At 70.5% G+C, this 15,345-nt stretch carries 12 protein-coding genes and 1 pseudogene; 3 read left to right on the forward strand and 10 right to left on the reverse strand.

Translation table 11 applies throughout. The features are described from left to right. Positions 1 to 151 precede the first annotated feature (151 nt). Positions 152 to 1,060, reverse strand: coding sequence for a mechanosensitive ion channel family protein (locus VOI19_RS02340; protein WP_323791346.1), 909 nt, complete (start codon positions 1,058 to 1,060; stop codon positions 152 to 154). 33 nt (positions 1,061 to 1,093) lie between these two features. Here VOI19_RS02340 and VOI19_RS02345 point away from each other — a divergent pair, with 33 nt between their 5' ends. Then, positions 1,094 to 2,161 (forward strand): DNA polymerase IV, encoded by a 1,068-nt coding sequence (locus VOI19_RS02345; protein ID WP_323791347.1) that lies wholly within the window; start codon positions 1,094 to 1,096, stop codon positions 2,159 to 2,161. Positions 2,162 to 2,179: 18 nt separating this feature from the next. On the opposite strand, the gene VOI19_RS02350 is transcribed toward VOI19_RS02345, so the two are convergent. Next, complete coding sequence (locus tag VOI19_RS02350) at positions 2,180 to 3,310, reverse strand: glutamate--cysteine ligase (protein WP_323791348.1); 1,131 nt, start codon at positions 3,308 to 3,310, stop codon at positions 2,180 to 2,182. A 95-nt stretch (positions 3,311 to 3,405) separates the two neighbouring features. Here VOI19_RS02350 and VOI19_RS02355 point away from each other — a divergent pair, with 95 nt between their 5' ends. After that, positions 3,406 to 4,860: a threonine/serine ThrE exporter family protein gene (locus tag VOI19_RS02355; RefSeq protein ID WP_323791349.1), complete on the forward strand. Its 1,455-nt coding sequence runs from the start codon at positions 3,406 to 3,408 to the stop codon at positions 4,858 to 4,860. Between the two features lie 35 nt (positions 4,861 to 4,895). Here VOI19_RS02355 and VOI19_RS02360 read toward each other — a convergent pair. The 3 genes and pseudogenes from VOI19_RS02360 to VOI19_RS02370 form a co-directional block, all read right to left on the reverse strand. Then, positions 4,896 to 5,264, reverse strand: a pseudogene (locus VOI19_RS02360) (DUF402 domain-containing protein); the annotation flags it as partial. A gap of 80 nt (positions 5,265 to 5,344) precedes the next feature. Further along, on the reverse strand, positions 5,345 to 6,187 hold the full coding sequence (locus tag VOI19_RS02365; protein WP_323791350.1) for an SDR family NAD(P)-dependent oxidoreductase: 843 nt from the start codon (positions 6,185 to 6,187) through the stop codon (positions 5,345 to 5,347). Next, positions 6,184 to 7,680: an NAD(P)/FAD-dependent oxidoreductase gene (locus tag VOI19_RS02370; protein WP_323791351.1), complete on the reverse strand. Its 1,497-nt coding sequence runs from the start codon at positions 7,678 to 7,680 to the stop codon at positions 6,184 to 6,186. Before VOI19_RS02370 ends, VOI19_RS02365 begins: the two co-directional genes overlap by 4 nt. Before the next feature lie 40 nt (positions 7,681 to 7,720). Here VOI19_RS02370 and VOI19_RS02375 point away from each other — a divergent pair, with 40 nt between their 5' ends. Continuing rightward, positions 7,721 to 8,338: a TetR/AcrR family transcriptional regulator gene (locus tag VOI19_RS02375; protein WP_323791357.1), complete on the forward strand. Its 618-nt coding sequence runs from the start codon at positions 7,721 to 7,723 to the stop codon at positions 8,336 to 8,338. A gap of 42 nt (positions 8,339 to 8,380) precedes the next feature. Here the strand turns inward: VOI19_RS02375 and VOI19_RS02380 are convergent, their stop codons facing one another. The 5 genes from VOI19_RS02380 to VOI19_RS02400 all read right to left on the reverse strand — a co-directional run. Further along, on the reverse strand, positions 8,381 to 10,126 hold the full coding sequence (locus tag VOI19_RS02380) for a hypothetical protein (protein ID WP_323791352.1): 1,746 nt from the start codon (positions 10,124 to 10,126) through the stop codon (positions 8,381 to 8,383). A 410-nt stretch (positions 10,127 to 10,536) separates the two neighbouring features. Further along, positions 10,537 to 11,775 (reverse strand): ornithine--oxo-acid transaminase, encoded by a 1,239-nt coding sequence (rocD, locus tag VOI19_RS02385; protein ID WP_323791353.1) that lies wholly within the window; start codon positions 11,773 to 11,775, stop codon positions 10,537 to 10,539. Between the two features lie 100 nt (positions 11,776 to 11,875). Next, positions 11,876 to 13,312, reverse strand: a complete 1,437-nt coding sequence (locus VOI19_RS02390) for a sensor histidine kinase (RefSeq protein ID WP_323791354.1) — start codon at positions 13,310 to 13,312, stop codon at positions 11,876 to 11,878. Then, the gene (locus VOI19_RS02395) at positions 13,312 to 14,049 is read right to left on the reverse strand and encodes a response regulator transcription factor (RefSeq protein WP_323791355.1); all 738 of its coding nucleotides are present in this window, start codon (positions 14,047 to 14,049) and stop codon (positions 13,312 to 13,314) included. The genes VOI19_RS02390 and VOI19_RS02395 overlap by 1 nt, the downstream gene beginning before the upstream one ends. A 76-nt stretch (positions 14,050 to 14,125) precedes the next feature. Then, positions 14,126 to 15,345: FAD-binding protein (locus VOI19_RS02400; RefSeq protein ID WP_323791356.1), on the reverse strand; the 1,220-nt coding region annotated here is incomplete at its 5' end.

Below are 15,345 nucleotides of genomic sequence, written 5' to 3' on the forward strand. Positions count from 1 at the left end.
CACTGACTCAGAGGCGCGCGCCGAGTGCGCGGAGTACGACACCCGGATCGCTCGCGTGCGCTGCCGAGTGAGCGTGCGCACCTGGTACCGCGACCTCGGCGACCTCCAGCGCTCGATCATGTTCACCCAGGAGCACAGCGGAGGTTGAGCGTCAGCTCTTCACCGAACCACCGGGCGTCACGTCGGCATCACCCTGCACGGCCGCTCGGAAGCTGGGGGTGGCCTGGAGGGCGACGATGTCGGCGGGCATCTCGATGCCGGCCTCGTCGAGCGCCTTCTTGACGTGGTCGATGGCGTGGTGGGTGACCAGCAGCGACTCGTGCTGGCGGGCGTCGCACCAGAACCGCGCGGACAGGTTGATGGTCGAGACACCGAGGTCGGCGACCAGTGCCTCGGGGGCCGGGTCCGTGGCGACGCCATCGGCCTCGCGGAGCGCGGCGACGATCACGTCCGCGGCCTCGGCGGGGTCGTTCTCGTAGGCGATGCCGACGACGAACGACACCCGCCGCTGCTCGAAGTGGGTCTGCACCCGGATGGCGCTCTTGTAGACGTCGCGGTTGGGGATCAGGATCAGCTGGCCGTCGAAGGTCTTCAGCCGGGTCTCGCGGATGGTGATGGCCTGCACGGTGCCGGTCTGCCCCTGCACCTCGATCTGGTCGCCGGCGGCGAAGGGCTGGCGGAAGAGCATCAACACGCCGGACAGGGTGTTCTCGAGGATGTCCTGGAAGGCGAAGCCGACCGCGAGGGAGAAGAAGCCGAGCCCGGCGAGCAGGTCGACCGGTTTCACCGACGGGAACACGATCGTCACGGCGGCGAGGACGCCGACCGTCGACACGAGCCACCCGGCGATCTTGCTCATCACCGTCGTGAAGCTCGGCGTCTGCTTGCGGGCGAGCCAGCGCCGCAGCACCCAGCGCACTCCTCGGGCGAGCAGCCAGGCGAGCAGCAGCACGACGAGGGCCACGCCCACGCGCGGGACTGCTCGCAGCAGGGAGTCGAGCAGGTCGGTGGCGGAGTCGGACACCTCGTCCGCCGTGCGCAGGTCAGCGATCAGGGGCATGAGGGTCACAGTAGGTCGTGCCACGATGGCGGCGTGGCGACTTGGGTCCTACACGTCGACCTCGACGAGTTCCTCGCCGCGGTGGAGGTGTTGCGCCGCCCCGAGCTCGCGGGGCTGCCCGTCGTGGTCGGGGGACGGGGCGACCCGACCGAGCGCGGCGTCGTCTCGACGGCGTCGTACGCGGCGCGGGCGTACGGCGTGAGGTCCGGCATGCCACTCCGGATCGCCGTACGAAGGTGCCCCGAGGCGGTTTTCCTCCCCGTTGACAAGCCCGTCTACGAGGCCGCCTCGGCCGAGGTGATGGCGACGCTGCGCTCGCTGACCTGGGACGGCGAGCCGGTGGACGTGCAGGTGCTGGGCTGGGACGAGGCGTTCGTGGGGCCACGCGCCGGGGCGACCGTCACGGACCCGCAGGGGTTCGCCGCTCACGTGCGCACCGAGGTGCTCGCCGCTACCGGCCTGCACTGCTCGGTCGGGATCGGCAGCAACACCGTGCAGGCGAAGATCGCGACCGACTTCGGCAAGCCACGGGGCACCTACCGGATCACCGACGAGACGTGGGCCGCCGAGATGGGCGATCGGCCCACCCGAGCCCTGTGGGGCGTCGGGCCCAAGACGGAGAAGCGGTTGACCGAGCTAGGTCTGGTCACCGTTGCTCAGCTCGCCGAGGCCGACGAGACCGTGCTGGTGACGGCGTTCGGACCCTCGACCGGTCAGTGGCTCGGTCGCCTGGCCCGCGGCAGGGGGGCGACCCGCGTCGACCCCACTCCGTGGGTGGCCCGGGCGCACGGCCGTGAGGAGACCTTTCAGGTCGACCTCGACGACGACGCCGAGATCGAGGCGGCGGTGCGCACGATCACCGCCCGCGCCGTGGCCGACCTCGAGACCGAGGGTCGGGCCGCTGCCAAGGTCATCCTCAAGCTGCGCAGCAGCACCTTCCGGACGGTCACCCGCAGTCGCACGCTCCCGGCACCGACCAGCGACCCGCACGTGCTCGCCGACACGGCCGTCGACCTGCTGTCACGGATCGAGCGCGACCGGCCGGTGCGCCTGCTCGGCGTACGGCTCGAGATGGTGGCGCCCGAGGGCGGGTACCCCTAGCCCAGACCGAGCCCGGCTTTAACCCAGCGACTCGCGCAGCTCGCGCACGACCGAGTCGACGACGGCGACGAGGTCACCGCCGGTGGTCGCCGCGACAGCGCGCTGGCGTTGGTAGGACGCGCCGCGTGAGACCAGGTCGGTGAGCGAGGCCAGCTCGGCCGAGCAGCCGAGGCGGGCGGCGGTGGGTTCGAGGCGGACGATCAGGTCGGCGAGGTCGTCGGTGACGAGGCGCTCGGTGCATTGGGTGTCGACGATCACGATGGCGTCGAGCCCGTAGCGGGCGGCGCGCCACTTGTTCTCCTGGGTGTGCCACGGCGGCAGGACCTCCACCGGCTCGCCAGCCGCTACGCGGGCGTCGAGGTCCACGACCAGGCAGTGGGTCAGGGCGACCAGGGCACTCAGGTCGGCCACGGTCGAGACGCCGTCGTAGATCCGGTTCTCCAGGGTGCCGAGGGCGGGCACGGGTCGCACGTCCCAGCGGATCTCGGACAGGTCGTCGATGACGCCGGTCGTGAGCTGGTCGGCAGCGAAGCGCTCGAACTCGGCCCACCGGTCGAAGGCGAAGGGCAGACCTGCGGTCGGCAGCTGCTGGAACATCAGGGCTCGGTTGGAGGCGTAGCCGGTGTCGAGCCCGGCCCAGATCGGAGACGACGCCGAGAGCGCCTGGAGGTGGGGGAAGTAGGTCAGCAGGCCGGCGAGCACCGGCAGCACGCGATCGCGCTCGGGGAGCCCGACGTGCACGTGCACCCCCCAGATGAGCATCTGCCGCCCCCACCACTGGGTGCGGTTGATCAGCTCCTCGTAGCGCGGGCCGTCGCTGAGCTGCTGCCCGCTCCAGGCCGCGAAGGGGTGGGTGCCGCCACCGAAGAGGTCGAGGTCCAGCTCGTCGCAGGCGGGCAGGACTCCGGCGAGGGTCGCCCGCAGGTCGGCCATCGCCTCCGGGACGTCGCGACAGACCCCGGTGACGACCTCCACGGTGTTGCGGAGCAGCTCCTGGTGCAGGCGCTGTGGGTGCGGAAGGCGCGGCTTGGCGCGGGCGTAGAGGTGCTCGACCTCGTTGCGGAGGTCGCGGGTACGGCGATCGACCAGGGCCAGCTCCCACTCGACGCCGAGGGTCGGCTCCGGCGAGGCGTGGAAGTCGATGCGCACGCCCAGCAGCGTTCCACATCCGCCGCGCCGCCGGGGTGATGCGAATCGCACGCCGAGGGTTGGGGTCGCACCCTCAAGTGCGCGACCATCGAGGAATGGCCCCCCACGTGCACCCCCCGACCAGCGAGCTGACGCAGATCCTGGACTTCTGTCTCAGGGTCGGCGAGCTGCTGCTGTCGTCGGGTGCCGGGGCCGCCGACGTCACCGCCACGATGCTCTCGCTGGCACGCACGTTCGAGGCGGGTGACGCGGAGGTCGACATCACGTTCACCTCGCTCACGATGAGCTACCAGACCAGCCCCGACGAGGTCCCGCTCTTCGCCACGCGGCAGGTGCGCCGTCGCGTCATCGACTACCAGGACCTCACCCGCGTCGACCACCTCGTGCGCGACGTCGGACGAGGTGAGCTCGGCCTGGCCGAGGGTCGCGCCGAGCTGCGCCGCATCGTCTCCACCGGTCACGACCGGCCGCGCTGGGCCGTCACCGCCGGCTGGGGCGTGATGTCGGGGGGCATCGGCGTCATGCTCGGTGGCGACTGGATGGTCGCCCTCCTCGCAGCCCTCTCCGCCGCGCTGATCGACCGACTGCAGCTGCGCATCGCCCGACGCCGGATCCCGACGTTCTACGAGCAGGTCGCCGGTGGCGGGGTGGCGACGCTGGTCGCCGTCGGTGCCGCCGCGCTCGCGATCGACATCGACGTCTCGCTCGTCGTGACCGCCAACATCGTCATGCTGCTCGCAGGGATCGGCTTCATGGGAGCCCTGCAGGACGCGCTCACGGGCTTCTACATCACCGCGGGTGCACGACTCACCGAGGCGCTCCTCTCGACCGCCGGGATCATCGCCGGCGTCAGCGGCGGGCTCAGCCTGGCGTTCGCGGTGGGCATCGAGCTGCCCGACGTCGAGCCCGGTCAGGTGAGCCTGCAGAGCGTGGGCCTGATGGCGACGGGCGCCGCTGTGGCGGCCGCGGCGTTCGCGTTCGCGTCGTACTCGCCGAAGCGGATGCTGATCCCGGTGGCGCTGACCTCCGGCATCGCGATCGTCATCTTCCGTTCGCTGGAGTCGGCCGAGCTCGGTCGAAGCTGGTCGGTGGCCCTGGCCGCGCTCTTCGTCGGTCTCGTCGGGTACGCCGTCGCCGCGCGGCTGCGGGTCCCGCCCCTGATCGTCGTGGTCTCGGCCGTGGTGCCGATGCTGCCCGGTGTCTCGATCTACCGCGGTCTCGCGCTGCTGTCCGAGGGCAGCCGCCGCGACACCGCCGAGGGCCTGGTCGCCCTGATCACCGCTGCGTCCGTGGCGCTGGCGCTGGCCGCCGGCGTCATCCTGGGGGAGTACCTCGCGCAACCGCTGGCCCGCAGCAGCCGCCGCGTCGAGTCGCGCCTGGCCGGTCCGCGCCTGGTCGGACCGCTGCACCTGCCGCGCCGTCAGCGGCGCCGCAACACGTCCAACCAGACCTCTGAGATCGAGCTGCCGAAGGGCGCTTCTCCAGCCAGCACCGCCTCGAGCACCCAGGCGCAGGATCGCTCGGCCAACGACACCACCTCGGGCGGGTAGCCGAACGCCACCCGGTGCTCGGTGAACTCGTCCTCGTCGTCGACGAACACCTCGCCGTCGGCAGGCCGGACGACGTCGAGGTCGAGATCGACCGCGCGCACCGTCGAGTCGTCCCAGACCGGCACCGTGGCGATGTCGACGTAGGTCGACACCTCGTAGCCAGGTGCGTGGAACGTCGCGAGCCAGCCGCCACCGGCGTACTCGGGCGAGGGGACGAGGCCTGCCTGGTCGACCGACGTGGTGAGCGACAGGCCCGGGCGCTGCATCACGGTCCCGGTCGGCACGCCGTACCAGGTGCCGTGGTCGTCACGGCCCAGCCAGATCGCGTCGTACTCCCAGTGTGGTCGCCCGCCCCACTTGGTCTTCACCACCCGCATCGGGTCTCCGAGTCGCATGACGACCATCCAACACCTCCGAGAGCTGCGCCGAGTCGGCGCGACAACGCGCCGACTCGGCGAAAGATGAAGGGTGGGGCTTCAGTACGTCAGACCACGCGGGTCTTGTCAGGCAGGAAGCGCTTGGAGTTCTTGGCGACGACGTCCTGGTAGCGCGAGCCGGTGAGCTTGGCGAACTGGTGGACGATGTGGGCGTCGATGCCGACGAGCACACGGGCCTGGTTCTTCACGATCCCCTTGACGATGATCTCGGCCGCCTTCTCGGGCGTCATCCGAGCCAGCTTCTTGTCGAAGAGGTTGGCGGTGGCCGCCTGGTCCTCCTTGGCCGAGACACGCGCGTTGCGGGCGATCGCGGTCTTGATGCCACCGGGGTGCACCGAGGTGACCCCGACGGGGGCGCCGGCGATGAGCATCTCCTCGCGCAGGGCCTCGGTCATGCCGCGCACGGCGTACTTCGTGGCGTTGTACATCGACTGCCCGGGCATCGAGACCAGGCCGAAGAGCGAGGAGATGTTGACGACGTGACCGTCGCCGCTGGCGATCAGGTGGGGCAGGAACTCCTTGGTGCCGTGGACGACGCCCCAGAAGTTGATGCCGATGATCCAGTCCATGTCGGAGTACTCGAGGTCGGTCAGGTCACCGGACAGCGCAACGCCGGCGTTGTTGATGACGACGTTGGCCCGACCGAAGTCCTGCACGACGTTGAGGGCGTAGCGCGCGAACGCATCGCGGTCGGCGACGTCGAGGCGGTCGCTGCGCACCTTGCGCACGCCGGCCTTGGTGACGAGCTCGACGGTCTCGGCCAGGCCGGCCTCGTCGACGTCGGAGAGCGCGAGGAGCGAGCCGCGCTCGGCGCAGTTGAGCGCGAGCGCGCGGCCGATGCCGGAGCCGGCTCCGGTGATGACGACGACCTTGTCCTTCAGGGACTTCATGAGTGTGCTGCCTCTCGGTCGAGCTGGTTGGGTGCCGACACGGTGTAGGCGTCGGGGTCGAACGAAGCGGTCTTGCCTCGGAAGGCGAAGGTGGTGCGCGGCCACAGGGTGGTGTTGTTGCCGTGCTTGTCGAGGTACCAGCTCGCGCACCCGCCGTTGCTCCAGACGGTGCGCTTCATCCGACGCTGGATGTCGGCCGACCACGTGCGCTCGGCTGTCTCGGTGACCTCGACCGCGCCCAGGTCCTCGCGGCGCATCGTGCGGACGGCGTCGATGATGTAGCTCATCTGCGACTCGATCATGAAGACCATGCTCGAGTGGCCCAGGCCGGTGTTGGGCCCGACGACGAAGAAGAAGTTCGGGAAGCCGGCGACCGACGCACCCTTGTAGGCCGACATGCCGGTCTCCTCCCAGCGCTGGGCGAGGGGAGTGCCGTCCTTACCGATGATCTTCTCGGCAATGGGGAGCTCGGTGGTGTGGAAGCCGGTGGCGATGATGAGCACGTCGACGTCGCGGGCCGTGCCGTCGGCGGTCACGATCCCGGTCGGGGTGACCTCGGCGATCGCGTCGGTGACCACCTCGCAGTTGTCGGCCGCCAGCGCGGGGTAGTAGGTGTTCGAGATCAGGATGCGCTTGCAGCCGATCTGGTAGGTGGGCGTCACCGCGGCCCGCAGGGCGGGGTCCTTGATGCCCTTGGCGATGTTGGCCAGCGCCATCTTCTGGGCCGGCAGCGCCAGCTTGGGGGCCAGGGTGAAGCCGGGGACGTAACCCTCGCGGGCCCAGTAGATCGCGGTCCGGTAGGCCTTCTGCAGACCGGGCACCTTGGCGAGAGCCAGGCGCTCGAGCTTGCTGTAGGACCGGTCGTTGCGCGGGATCACATAAGGCGCCGTGCGCTGGTAGACGTCGAGGTGGGCGACCTTCTTCTGGATGGCCGGCACGATCTGGATCGAGGAGGCGCCGGTGCCGATGATGGCGACGCGCTTGCCGGTCAGGTCGGTCTCGTGGTCCCACTCGGCGGAGTGGAAGAGCGTGCCCTCGAAGGAGTCGATGCCGGCGATGTCAGGCAGCTTGGGGGAGGACAGGGCTCCGGCGCCGCTGATCACGGTGCGGGCGGAGTAGGTGGCACCGGAGGTGCGCACGGTCCAGCGCTGTGCGTCGCCGTCCCAGCGTGCCTCCTCGACCGAGGTGTCGAAGACGAAGCGGTCGAGCGTGCCGGACTCGTCGGCGACCCGCTTGATGTAGGCCTGGATCTCGGGCTGCTCCGAGAACGACTTGGGCCAGTCGGGGTTGGGCGCGAAGGAGAAGGAGTAGAGCTGGCTCGGCACGTCGCACGCGGCGCCGGGGTAGGTGTTGTCGCGCCAGGTGCCGCCGACGTCACTGCCCCTCTCGATCACGACGAAGTCGCGCTCGCCGGTCTCCTGGAGCTTGATTGCCGCACAGAGGCCGGAGAAGCCGGCCCCGATCACGAGGTGGTCGACGAGGATCGAAGTCATGGGGTGACGGTATTGCTCTTATTGAATGTATGTCAATAGAATGGCGCTCGTGACGACCAGCACAGCGAAGCCCGGAGCGCGCAGCCGCCTCAGCCCCGAGGAGCGGCGGGCGCAGCTGCTGCAGCTCGGTGTGCGGATGCTCGCCACCCGCTCGCTCGACGAGCTCTCGATCGACGTGTTCGCCGAGGAGGCGGGCGTCTCTCGCGGCCTGCTCTATCACTACTTCGGCAACAAGCAGGACTTCCACGAGGCCGTCGTCCGCTACGCCGCCGACGACCTGATCGCGCAGACGGCTCCGCCGGTCGACGGCGACCCGCTGGAGCGGCTCTCGGTCAGCGTGACCGCCTACCTGACCTACGTCGAGAACAACTACGAGGGCTATCTCTCGCTCGTGAAGGGCGCCATGAGCGGCAACGAGACGATGCGGGCGATCTACGAGGAGGCCCGGGCGACGCTGACCGACCGGATCTTTCGCGAGGACGCCCAGGGCGAGATCGTCGACGACACCCCGCTCAACCGTCTCCTCGCACGCGGGTGGGCGGCGATGTGCGAGCAGCTGGTCCTGGAATGGATGAAGGAGCCCGGTGCGGTCTCCCGCACCGAGCTCCTCTCCGTGATGGCTGTGTCGTTCCCGGCGCTGGTCGCGGCCCTCGACTGAGTTCGACTGGGCTCGTCGTACGACGGGCTGCGGGCTACCGGCTCAGCGGTGTGACCGCTTCTTGTTGCGGTTGCTGCGCGGCTTCACCGGCTTGCTCACGGTCGGCTTGGACTTCGCACCGGACTTCGAGGTGACGACGACCGCGAAGCGGTAGCGGTGCTTGGGCGAGAGGTTCTTGACGCGGAGCGACCGCACCTTGCCCGCCTTGTGGTAAGTCCGCACGATGCGCTTGCCGCGGAAGACCTTGATGGTCGACTTGCCGGCCGCGGCGCGGGCGGACGTCGAGCCGCGGTTGTCGAGCTTCCAACGGACCTTGGCGCCGCGACGGATCGGGTTGGCCTTGACCTTGTCGACGACGGCCGCGGCGGGACCGGCGGGCTGGGCGGGCAGCTCCTCGACGGGGGGGAGGGACGGGGTGCCGGAGTCGGACTCGGAGATGGTCACGGCGACGAGCTGGCCGCCGAGCGGGACCTCCACCGCGGTGCCGACACCGTCGGTGGTGGGCTTGGGGGACTTGTTGGGCTCGTGGATCGCGATCCGCGACTCCTGGGGCACCGAGACCTGGACCGGCGTGGTGGCGACGTCGATCTCGCTGCGCGAGCCGTTCGACCAGACCGAGACGTCACGCCACAGCAGCAGCACGTAGGTGCCGTCGCTGCGCTGGGTGAGGAGCTGGCGCAGCTCGGAGCCGCCGCCGGAGACGTTGTAGGAGAGCGAGCCGGGGGTGAAGCGCTCCTCGGTGTCGTCGAGCACGGCCAGCATGTTCTTCATCGCCGTGTAGGCCGGCTTGGGGCTGAAGTCCGTGCGCAGCAGGCCGAAGTGGGCCTCGATGTCGCGGCGGCTGGTGTCGGTGCCGCCGTCGAGCAGCTCGTAGGTGTAGAGGCGCTTGGTGCCGGCGAGCGCGTGCTCGGCGAGCATGCGCGGCAGGTAGGTGGCCGACACGTTCTCGTTGACCGGGTTGTGGCCGCTCGTGGTGTTGGTCGCGTTGTGGTAGCCGGCCTCGGTGACGATGGTCTCGGTGGTTCCGGTGCGAGCCTCGCCCATCTGCGTGGCGTCGGCGATGTCGACGCTGGGGTTGCGTCCGCCGGGGTAGAGGTGGCTGTTGGCGAGGTCGGCGACGCCGGTCTGCGTGCCGAGCTTGGAGTAGTTCTCGCGGAAGGCGAGCGCCGGGGCGAGCAGCGGGAGGTTCTTGGTGGCGGAGTTGGCCTTGGCGGCTGCGTGCAGCTCGGCCTGGTAGTCGCGCAGCTGCGGGACCCAGTTGTCGGGGCCGAAGTTGTCCCACTCGTTGGCGCCCTCGATCATCTCGACCGAGCCGAGCAGGTGGTTGGCCACGGTGTCGACGTACTGCTTGGGGGCCTGGCCCCGCGAGGGGTTGCCGAGGATGAGGGTGTACTTCACGCCGGCAGCGTCGGCGATGTAGTTCATGTCGTCGTACGAGCGCGGCAGGTTGTTCCACAGGTCGTCGCGCACGTGCTCGACGCCGAGGTCCTTCAGGGTCGAGGCGACCCGGGCGGTGTCGCCGTACGGGGTGTCCCAGTAGGCGGTGTGGATGCCGATGCCGAACGTGTCGACGACCTGCTCAGAGCGGCGGGCCTTCACGCTGGAGAAGGAGCCGTCACGGGCCGACGTGGTGGAAGAGCCCTCGGCGGCAGCGGCCGAGGCCGGCGCGGAGGTCACCGCCATCGACGTGGCGAGCAGCGAGACCGCGGCGGTGCCGACCAGAGCGCGGCGGGCCGAGGCGAGAGTGCTGCGGGAGGGGGAGGAAAAAAGCGTGTGGGAGGTAGACACGAGGACGTCCTCGAAGGTGGGGGGAGTGGGGGGAGTCGTGCGTGATGCAGATGGTGCAGGTGACGCGGGTCGTACAGGTCGTGCAGGGGGATGGCGCATCGAGCCCGGATCGGGGGGAACCGGTGGAAAACAGCTGGCGGTGATGGGTTCACGTGGAGCCGTCAATGGACTATAGGCAGAGGAAAGCGGCTTTGTCCTGATTGCCGAAGTAAAAGGTTGTCGAAATTCGGCCCGTCAGCACCCACGTCGGACGGCCGCTGACGAGCGCTGAGACGCCTGGTGCTAGTGGGGTTATTGGGGCTTCTGGGACCAGGGTCGGTGGAAAACTGCGCCGAGTCGGCGCCAACAGGCGCCGACTCGGCATCACACGTCGTTCAACTGGTGCAGATGGTGCAGGTCATGCAGGTGGCTCAGGAGCCGGCGACGACCTCGGCGAGCTGGTCGAGGCCCCAGGCGAGATCCTCGGGCGAGATCACCAGCGGGGGAGCCAGGCGGATCGTCGAGCCGTGGGTGTCCTTGGCGAGGACGCCGCGCGCCATCAGTCGCTCACAGACCTCGCGGCCGGTGCCGACCGACGGGTCGATGTCGACGCCGGCCCACAGGCCCCGCACGCGCACGGCGACGACGCCGTGGCCGATCATCGCCTCGAGCCGCTCGCGCAGCAGCGTGCTGAGCTCGTCGGCGCGCTTCTGGAAGTCGCCGGTCGCGAGCATGTCGACGACCTCGCTGCCCACCGCGCAGGCGAGCGCGTTGCCGCCGAAGGTCGAACCGTGCTGGCCGGGCTGGAGGACGCCGAGCACGTCGCGGTTCGCCACGATCGCCGAGACGGGCACGACCCCGCCGCCCAGCGCCTTGCCCAGCACGTAGATGTCGGGGACGACGTCCTCGTGGTCGCAGGCGAAGGTGCGGCCGGTGCGGCCGAGCCCTGCCTGGATCTCGTCGGCGGCGAAGAGCACGTTCTCGCGCGTGCAGACCTCACGGATGCCCTTGAGGTAGCCCTCAGGCGGGATGACGACGCCACCCTCGCCCTGGATGGGCTCGATGAGGACGGCGACGGTGTTCTCGTCGATCGCAGCCTCGAGGGCGGCGAGGTCGCCGTAGGGGACCGTCGTGAAGCCGGGGGCGAAGGGACCGAAGTCGGCACGCGCCTCCTCGTCGTCGGAGAAGCCGACGATCGTGGTGGTGCGGCCGTGGAAGTTGCCGCTCGCGACGATGATCGTGGCCTGGTCGGCCGGCACGCCCTTGACCTGGTAGCCCCACTTGCGGGCGACCTTGATCGCGGTCTCGACGGCCTCGGCGCCGGTGTTCATCGGCAGGACGAGGTCCTTGCCGCAGAGGTCGCCGAGCTTGGCGGTGAAGTCGGCGAACTGGTCGTGCACGAAGGCGCGGCTGGTCAACGTCAGCTTGTCGAGCTGGGCGTGCGCGGCGCCGATCAGGCGCGGGTGCGAGTGGCCGAAGTTGAGCGCTGAGTAGCCGGCGAGCAGGTCGAGGAAGCGGGTCCCGTCGACGTCAGTCATCCAGGCACCCTCGGCGTGCGCCACGACGACGGGCAGCGGGTGGTAGTTGTGCGCGGTGCGGGCCTCGGCCCGGCCGAACTCGACATCACTGCGGGTGTGGGTGGACTTGGTCACGGACTCGGTGACGGTCATGCGGATCACGCTCCTCTCGGGTCTGCGACCCACGGTAGCGAGCCGCCCCCACATTGTCAGACAATCCTGGGCGCGACTAATCGGCGCAGGTCGTCGTCTCTCACGCGAGGTGGACGTCGATCCGGGTGTCGCCGGGCTCGCTGGTGAGCGTGACCGAGCCGCCGTGCGAGGCCACGATCGCCTCCACCAGGGCCAGGCCGAGGCCGACCCCGCCCTCACGGTGCCGTCCGACGTCGGCGCGAGCGAAGCGCTCGAAGGCGTGCGCGGCGATCTCGGGCGCGAAGCCGGGCCCGTCGTCGTGCACGGTGAAACCGTCGGGGCGGGCGGTGACGGTGACCGTCGTGCCGGCGGGGGTGTACTTGCGGGCGTTGGTCAGCAGGTTGGTCACCACCTGGTGCAGGCGGTGGTCGTCGCCGGTGATCTCGACGGCGTCCTCGGGCAGCTCGAGGCGCCAGCGGTGCTCGGGCGCGAGCACCCGGGCGTCGGAGACAGCCTCCATCAGCAGTCGGCTCAGGTCGACGGTCTCGCGCTCCAGCGGTCGTCCGGAGTCGAGGCGGGCGAGCAGCAGCAGGTCCTCCACGAGCCTCGTCATCCGTGCCGACTCCTCCTCGACCTTCGCCAGCGCCATCGCCGAGGCGGCTGCGTCGTCGGGACGGCGGCGGGCGAGCTCGGTGTAGCCCGCGATCGTGGTCAGCGGGGTGCGCAGCTCGTGCGAGGCGTCGGCCACGAACTGCCGCACGCGCTGCTCGCTGGCGTGCCGGGCGTCGAGCGAGCCCTCCACGTGGGCGAGCAGGGTGTTGAGCGCCGAGCCCACCTGGCCGACCTCGGTGCGCTCGTCGGTCAGGTGCGCCGGGACGCGCTCGGTCACCCCGATGGTGCCGGAGTCCAGCGGGAGCCCGGCCACCGAGTGCGCCGTCCCGGCGACCTCGCGCAGCGGCCGCAGCTGACGTCGTACGACGGTGCGCCCGGCGAGGGCGGCCAGCGCGGCCGCGACGGTCAGCAGCAGGAGCTCGGCGAGGACCAGGAGGGTGATCGCGTCGTCGACCTCGGCAGTCGGGAGTCCGGCGACCACGACCGAGCCGTCGGTCTGGGTGCGTCCCGCGACGCGGTAGCTGCCGAGACCGGGCAGGTCGACGGATCGCGGCTCGCCGTCGACGGGCAGCTCGTTCAGGGCGTCCAGCACGGCGGCATCGAGTGGCTGAAGGTCCGCGCCGATCTTGTCGGCCTCGGCGAGCACGCGTCCGAAGCGCACGTCGCCGGTGAAGGCAGCGCTCACCGTGCCGATCTCCTGCCCCCCGACGACCTCGTCGGCCCGGGGGCCGCCGTCGCGAGGTCGTTGGCCGTCACCGAGGGGTCCGCCAGGACCTACCGTCGACTGACGAGCAAGCGCTCGGTCGACGTCGTCATCGAGCCGGTCGGACAGGTAGGTGCGCATGACGACGGCCGTCAGGCCCGCCAGCACGACCGATGCGCAGACGACCAGCAGCACAGTGGTGAGGACCAGCCGTGACGTCAGCGTGGTCGGTCTGCGGGTCATCACGGGGCGCCGGCCGCCGGCTTGAGCACGTAGCCGGCGCCGCGCATCGTGTGGATCATCGGCTCGTGCCCGGCGTCGATCTTCTTGCGGAGGTAGGAGATGTAGAGCTCGACGACGTTGGCCTGGCCGCCGAAGTCGTAGTTCCAGACGCGGTCGAGGATCTGAGCCTTGCTCAGCACCCGCTTGGGGTTGCGCATCAAGAACCGCAGCAGCTCGAACTCGGTGGCGGTCAGACCGATCTCGACGCCGGCACGGGCGACCTCGTGGCTGTCCTCGTCGAGGGTCAGGTCACCGACGGTGAGCACGGACGACGCCGCGGCCTGCTGGGCACCGGAGCGGCGCATGAGGGCGCGCAGCCGGGCCACGACCTCCTCGAGGGAGAACGGCTTGGTGACGTAGTCGTCGCCTCCCGCGGTCAGACCGGCGATGCGGTCCTCCATCGCGTCGCGCGCGGTGAGGAAGAGGACGGGCACGTCAGGGTCGGTGCCCCGCATGCGGCGCAGCACCTCGAGGCCGTCGAAGTCGGGGAGCATCATGTCGAGCACCACCGCGTCGGGCTGGTTCTCCTTCGCCGCCGCGACCGCCTTGGTGCCGGTGTGGGCGGTCTCGACCGTCCAGCCCTCGTAGCGCAGCGCCATCGAGATGAGCTCGGCGATGTTGACCTCGTCGTCGACGACGAGGACCCGCACGGGCGAGCCGTCGGGACGAAGGAGGGCAGCAGGCGAGGTAGCGGTCATGGCTCTACTGTGCAGAACCTGTCTGTGGGTTTGCTGTGGACGCGCTGTCGGGGAGCGGTCACCGATCCACGACGCCTCAGCCGCGCTGCATGTCGCGCACCGCCAGCGACGCGAACACCATGGCCGAGCCGAGCGGCGCCCCCGGTCCGGGATAGACCGAGCCGAACAACGACGCCGTCGAGTTGCTGGCGGCGTAGAGACCGGCAATCGGCGAGCCGTCGTCCCGCAGCACCCGGCCGGCCTCGTCGGTCACCAGGCCACCCTTGGTGCCGAGGTCGGAGAGCACGAAGCGGGCGGCGCGGTACGGCGGCTGGTCGACCGGGGTGAGCGCCTTGTTGGGCCCGTCGCCCCCGGTGAAGAAGGTGTCGTACTCGTCGTTCCCGCGGCCGAAGTCCTCGTCGACCCCGGTCGCGCAGAAGCCGTTGAAGCGCTCCACGGTGGCGACGAGCGTCTCGGTCGGCAGCCCGGTCGCCTCGGCGAGGTCGGCGAGGGTGTCGGCCTGCACCCAGGTGCCGGCGGCGAGGTGCTCGTCCGGGTCGCCCTCGGGCATCGCGATGCCCGGCAGCTGGCCGCCCTCTCGTGAGTCGAAGACGAACCAGGACGGCACCCGCTCCGGGTCGTCGGGTCCGGCCGCGGCCATCGCGCGGCCGAAGCGGTCGTAGGGCAGCGACTCGTTGGCGTAGCGCGACCCGGACGCATCGACCATCACGCCGCTGCGGAACCCGAGGGTGAAGGAGCCGCCGCCGTCGGGCTGCTCGAGGCCGGGGCAGAACCACCCGAGCGCACGGAAGTCGGTGGCCGCACCCAGCGCCACCGCGGCGGCGATCGGCTCACCGAGGTTGGCCCCCCGAGGTGCCATGCTCCAGGCCACCTGGCCGGGTACGCCGTGCCGCTCGCGCTCCGCGGCGTTGCCCTCGTAGCCGCCGGCGGCGATCAGCACGCCGTGACGCGCCCGCAGCTCGACGGGGGAGTCGTCGCCGCCCGGTGTCGAGCACCGCACACCGACCACCCGGTCGTCCTCGACGACCAGGTCGGTCATGGCGTGCCCGGTCAGCACCGTGCCGCCCTCGCGCAGGACGATCGTCGCCAGCCGCGCGATGAGCGCCTGGCCGCCGGTCAACGTACGACGACCCGGCGCTCCGACGCGGTCGAGCTCGACCGGCGGGCGGACGAGGTCGGCGACCGGCGGGGCCAGCTCGTCGCGCTTGATGCCGACCGGCTGGATCGAGCGTCCCATCGGCACCCGCCCGGGGGCGTCGTAGTACTCCGGGAACGGCAGCCACTCGAAGTCGAGGT

The organism is Nocardioides sp. (assembly GCF_034670285.1).
Classification (GTDB): Bacteria; Actinomycetota; Actinomycetes; order Propionibacteriales; family Nocardioidaceae; genus Nocardioides.

Excerpts from the sequence above, each read along its gene's own strand:
- VOI19_RS02340 (WP_323791346.1), bottom strand. The coding sequence starts at position 1,060 with ATGCCCCTGATCGCTGACCTGCGCACGGCGGACGAGGTGTCCGACTCC.
- VOI19_RS02355 (WP_323791349.1), top strand. The coding sequence starts at position 3,406 with ATGGCCCCCCACGTGCACCCCCCGACCAGCGAGCTGACGCAGATCCTG.
- VOI19_RS02365 (WP_323791350.1), bottom strand. The coding sequence starts at position 6,187 with ATGAAGTCCCTGAAGGACAAGGTCGTCGTCATCACCGGAGCCGGCTCC.
- VOI19_RS02370 (WP_323791351.1), bottom strand. The coding sequence starts at position 7,680 with ATGACTTCGATCCTCGTCGACCACCTCGTGATCGGGGCCGGCTTCTCC.
- VOI19_RS02375 (WP_323791357.1), top strand. The coding sequence starts at position 7,721 with ATGGCGCTCGTGACGACCAGCACAGCGAAGCCCGGAGCGCGCAGCCGC.
- rocD (WP_323791353.1), bottom strand. The coding sequence starts at position 11,775 with ATGACCGTCACCGAGTCCGTGACCAAGTCCACCCACACCCGCAGTGAT.
- VOI19_RS02390 (WP_323791354.1), bottom strand. The coding sequence starts at position 13,312 with ATGACCCGCAGACCGACCACGCTGACGTCACGGCTGGTCCTCACCACT.
- VOI19_RS02395 (WP_323791355.1), bottom strand. The coding sequence starts at position 14,049 with ATGACCGCTACCTCGCCTGCTGCCCTCCTTCGTCCCGACGGCTCGCCC.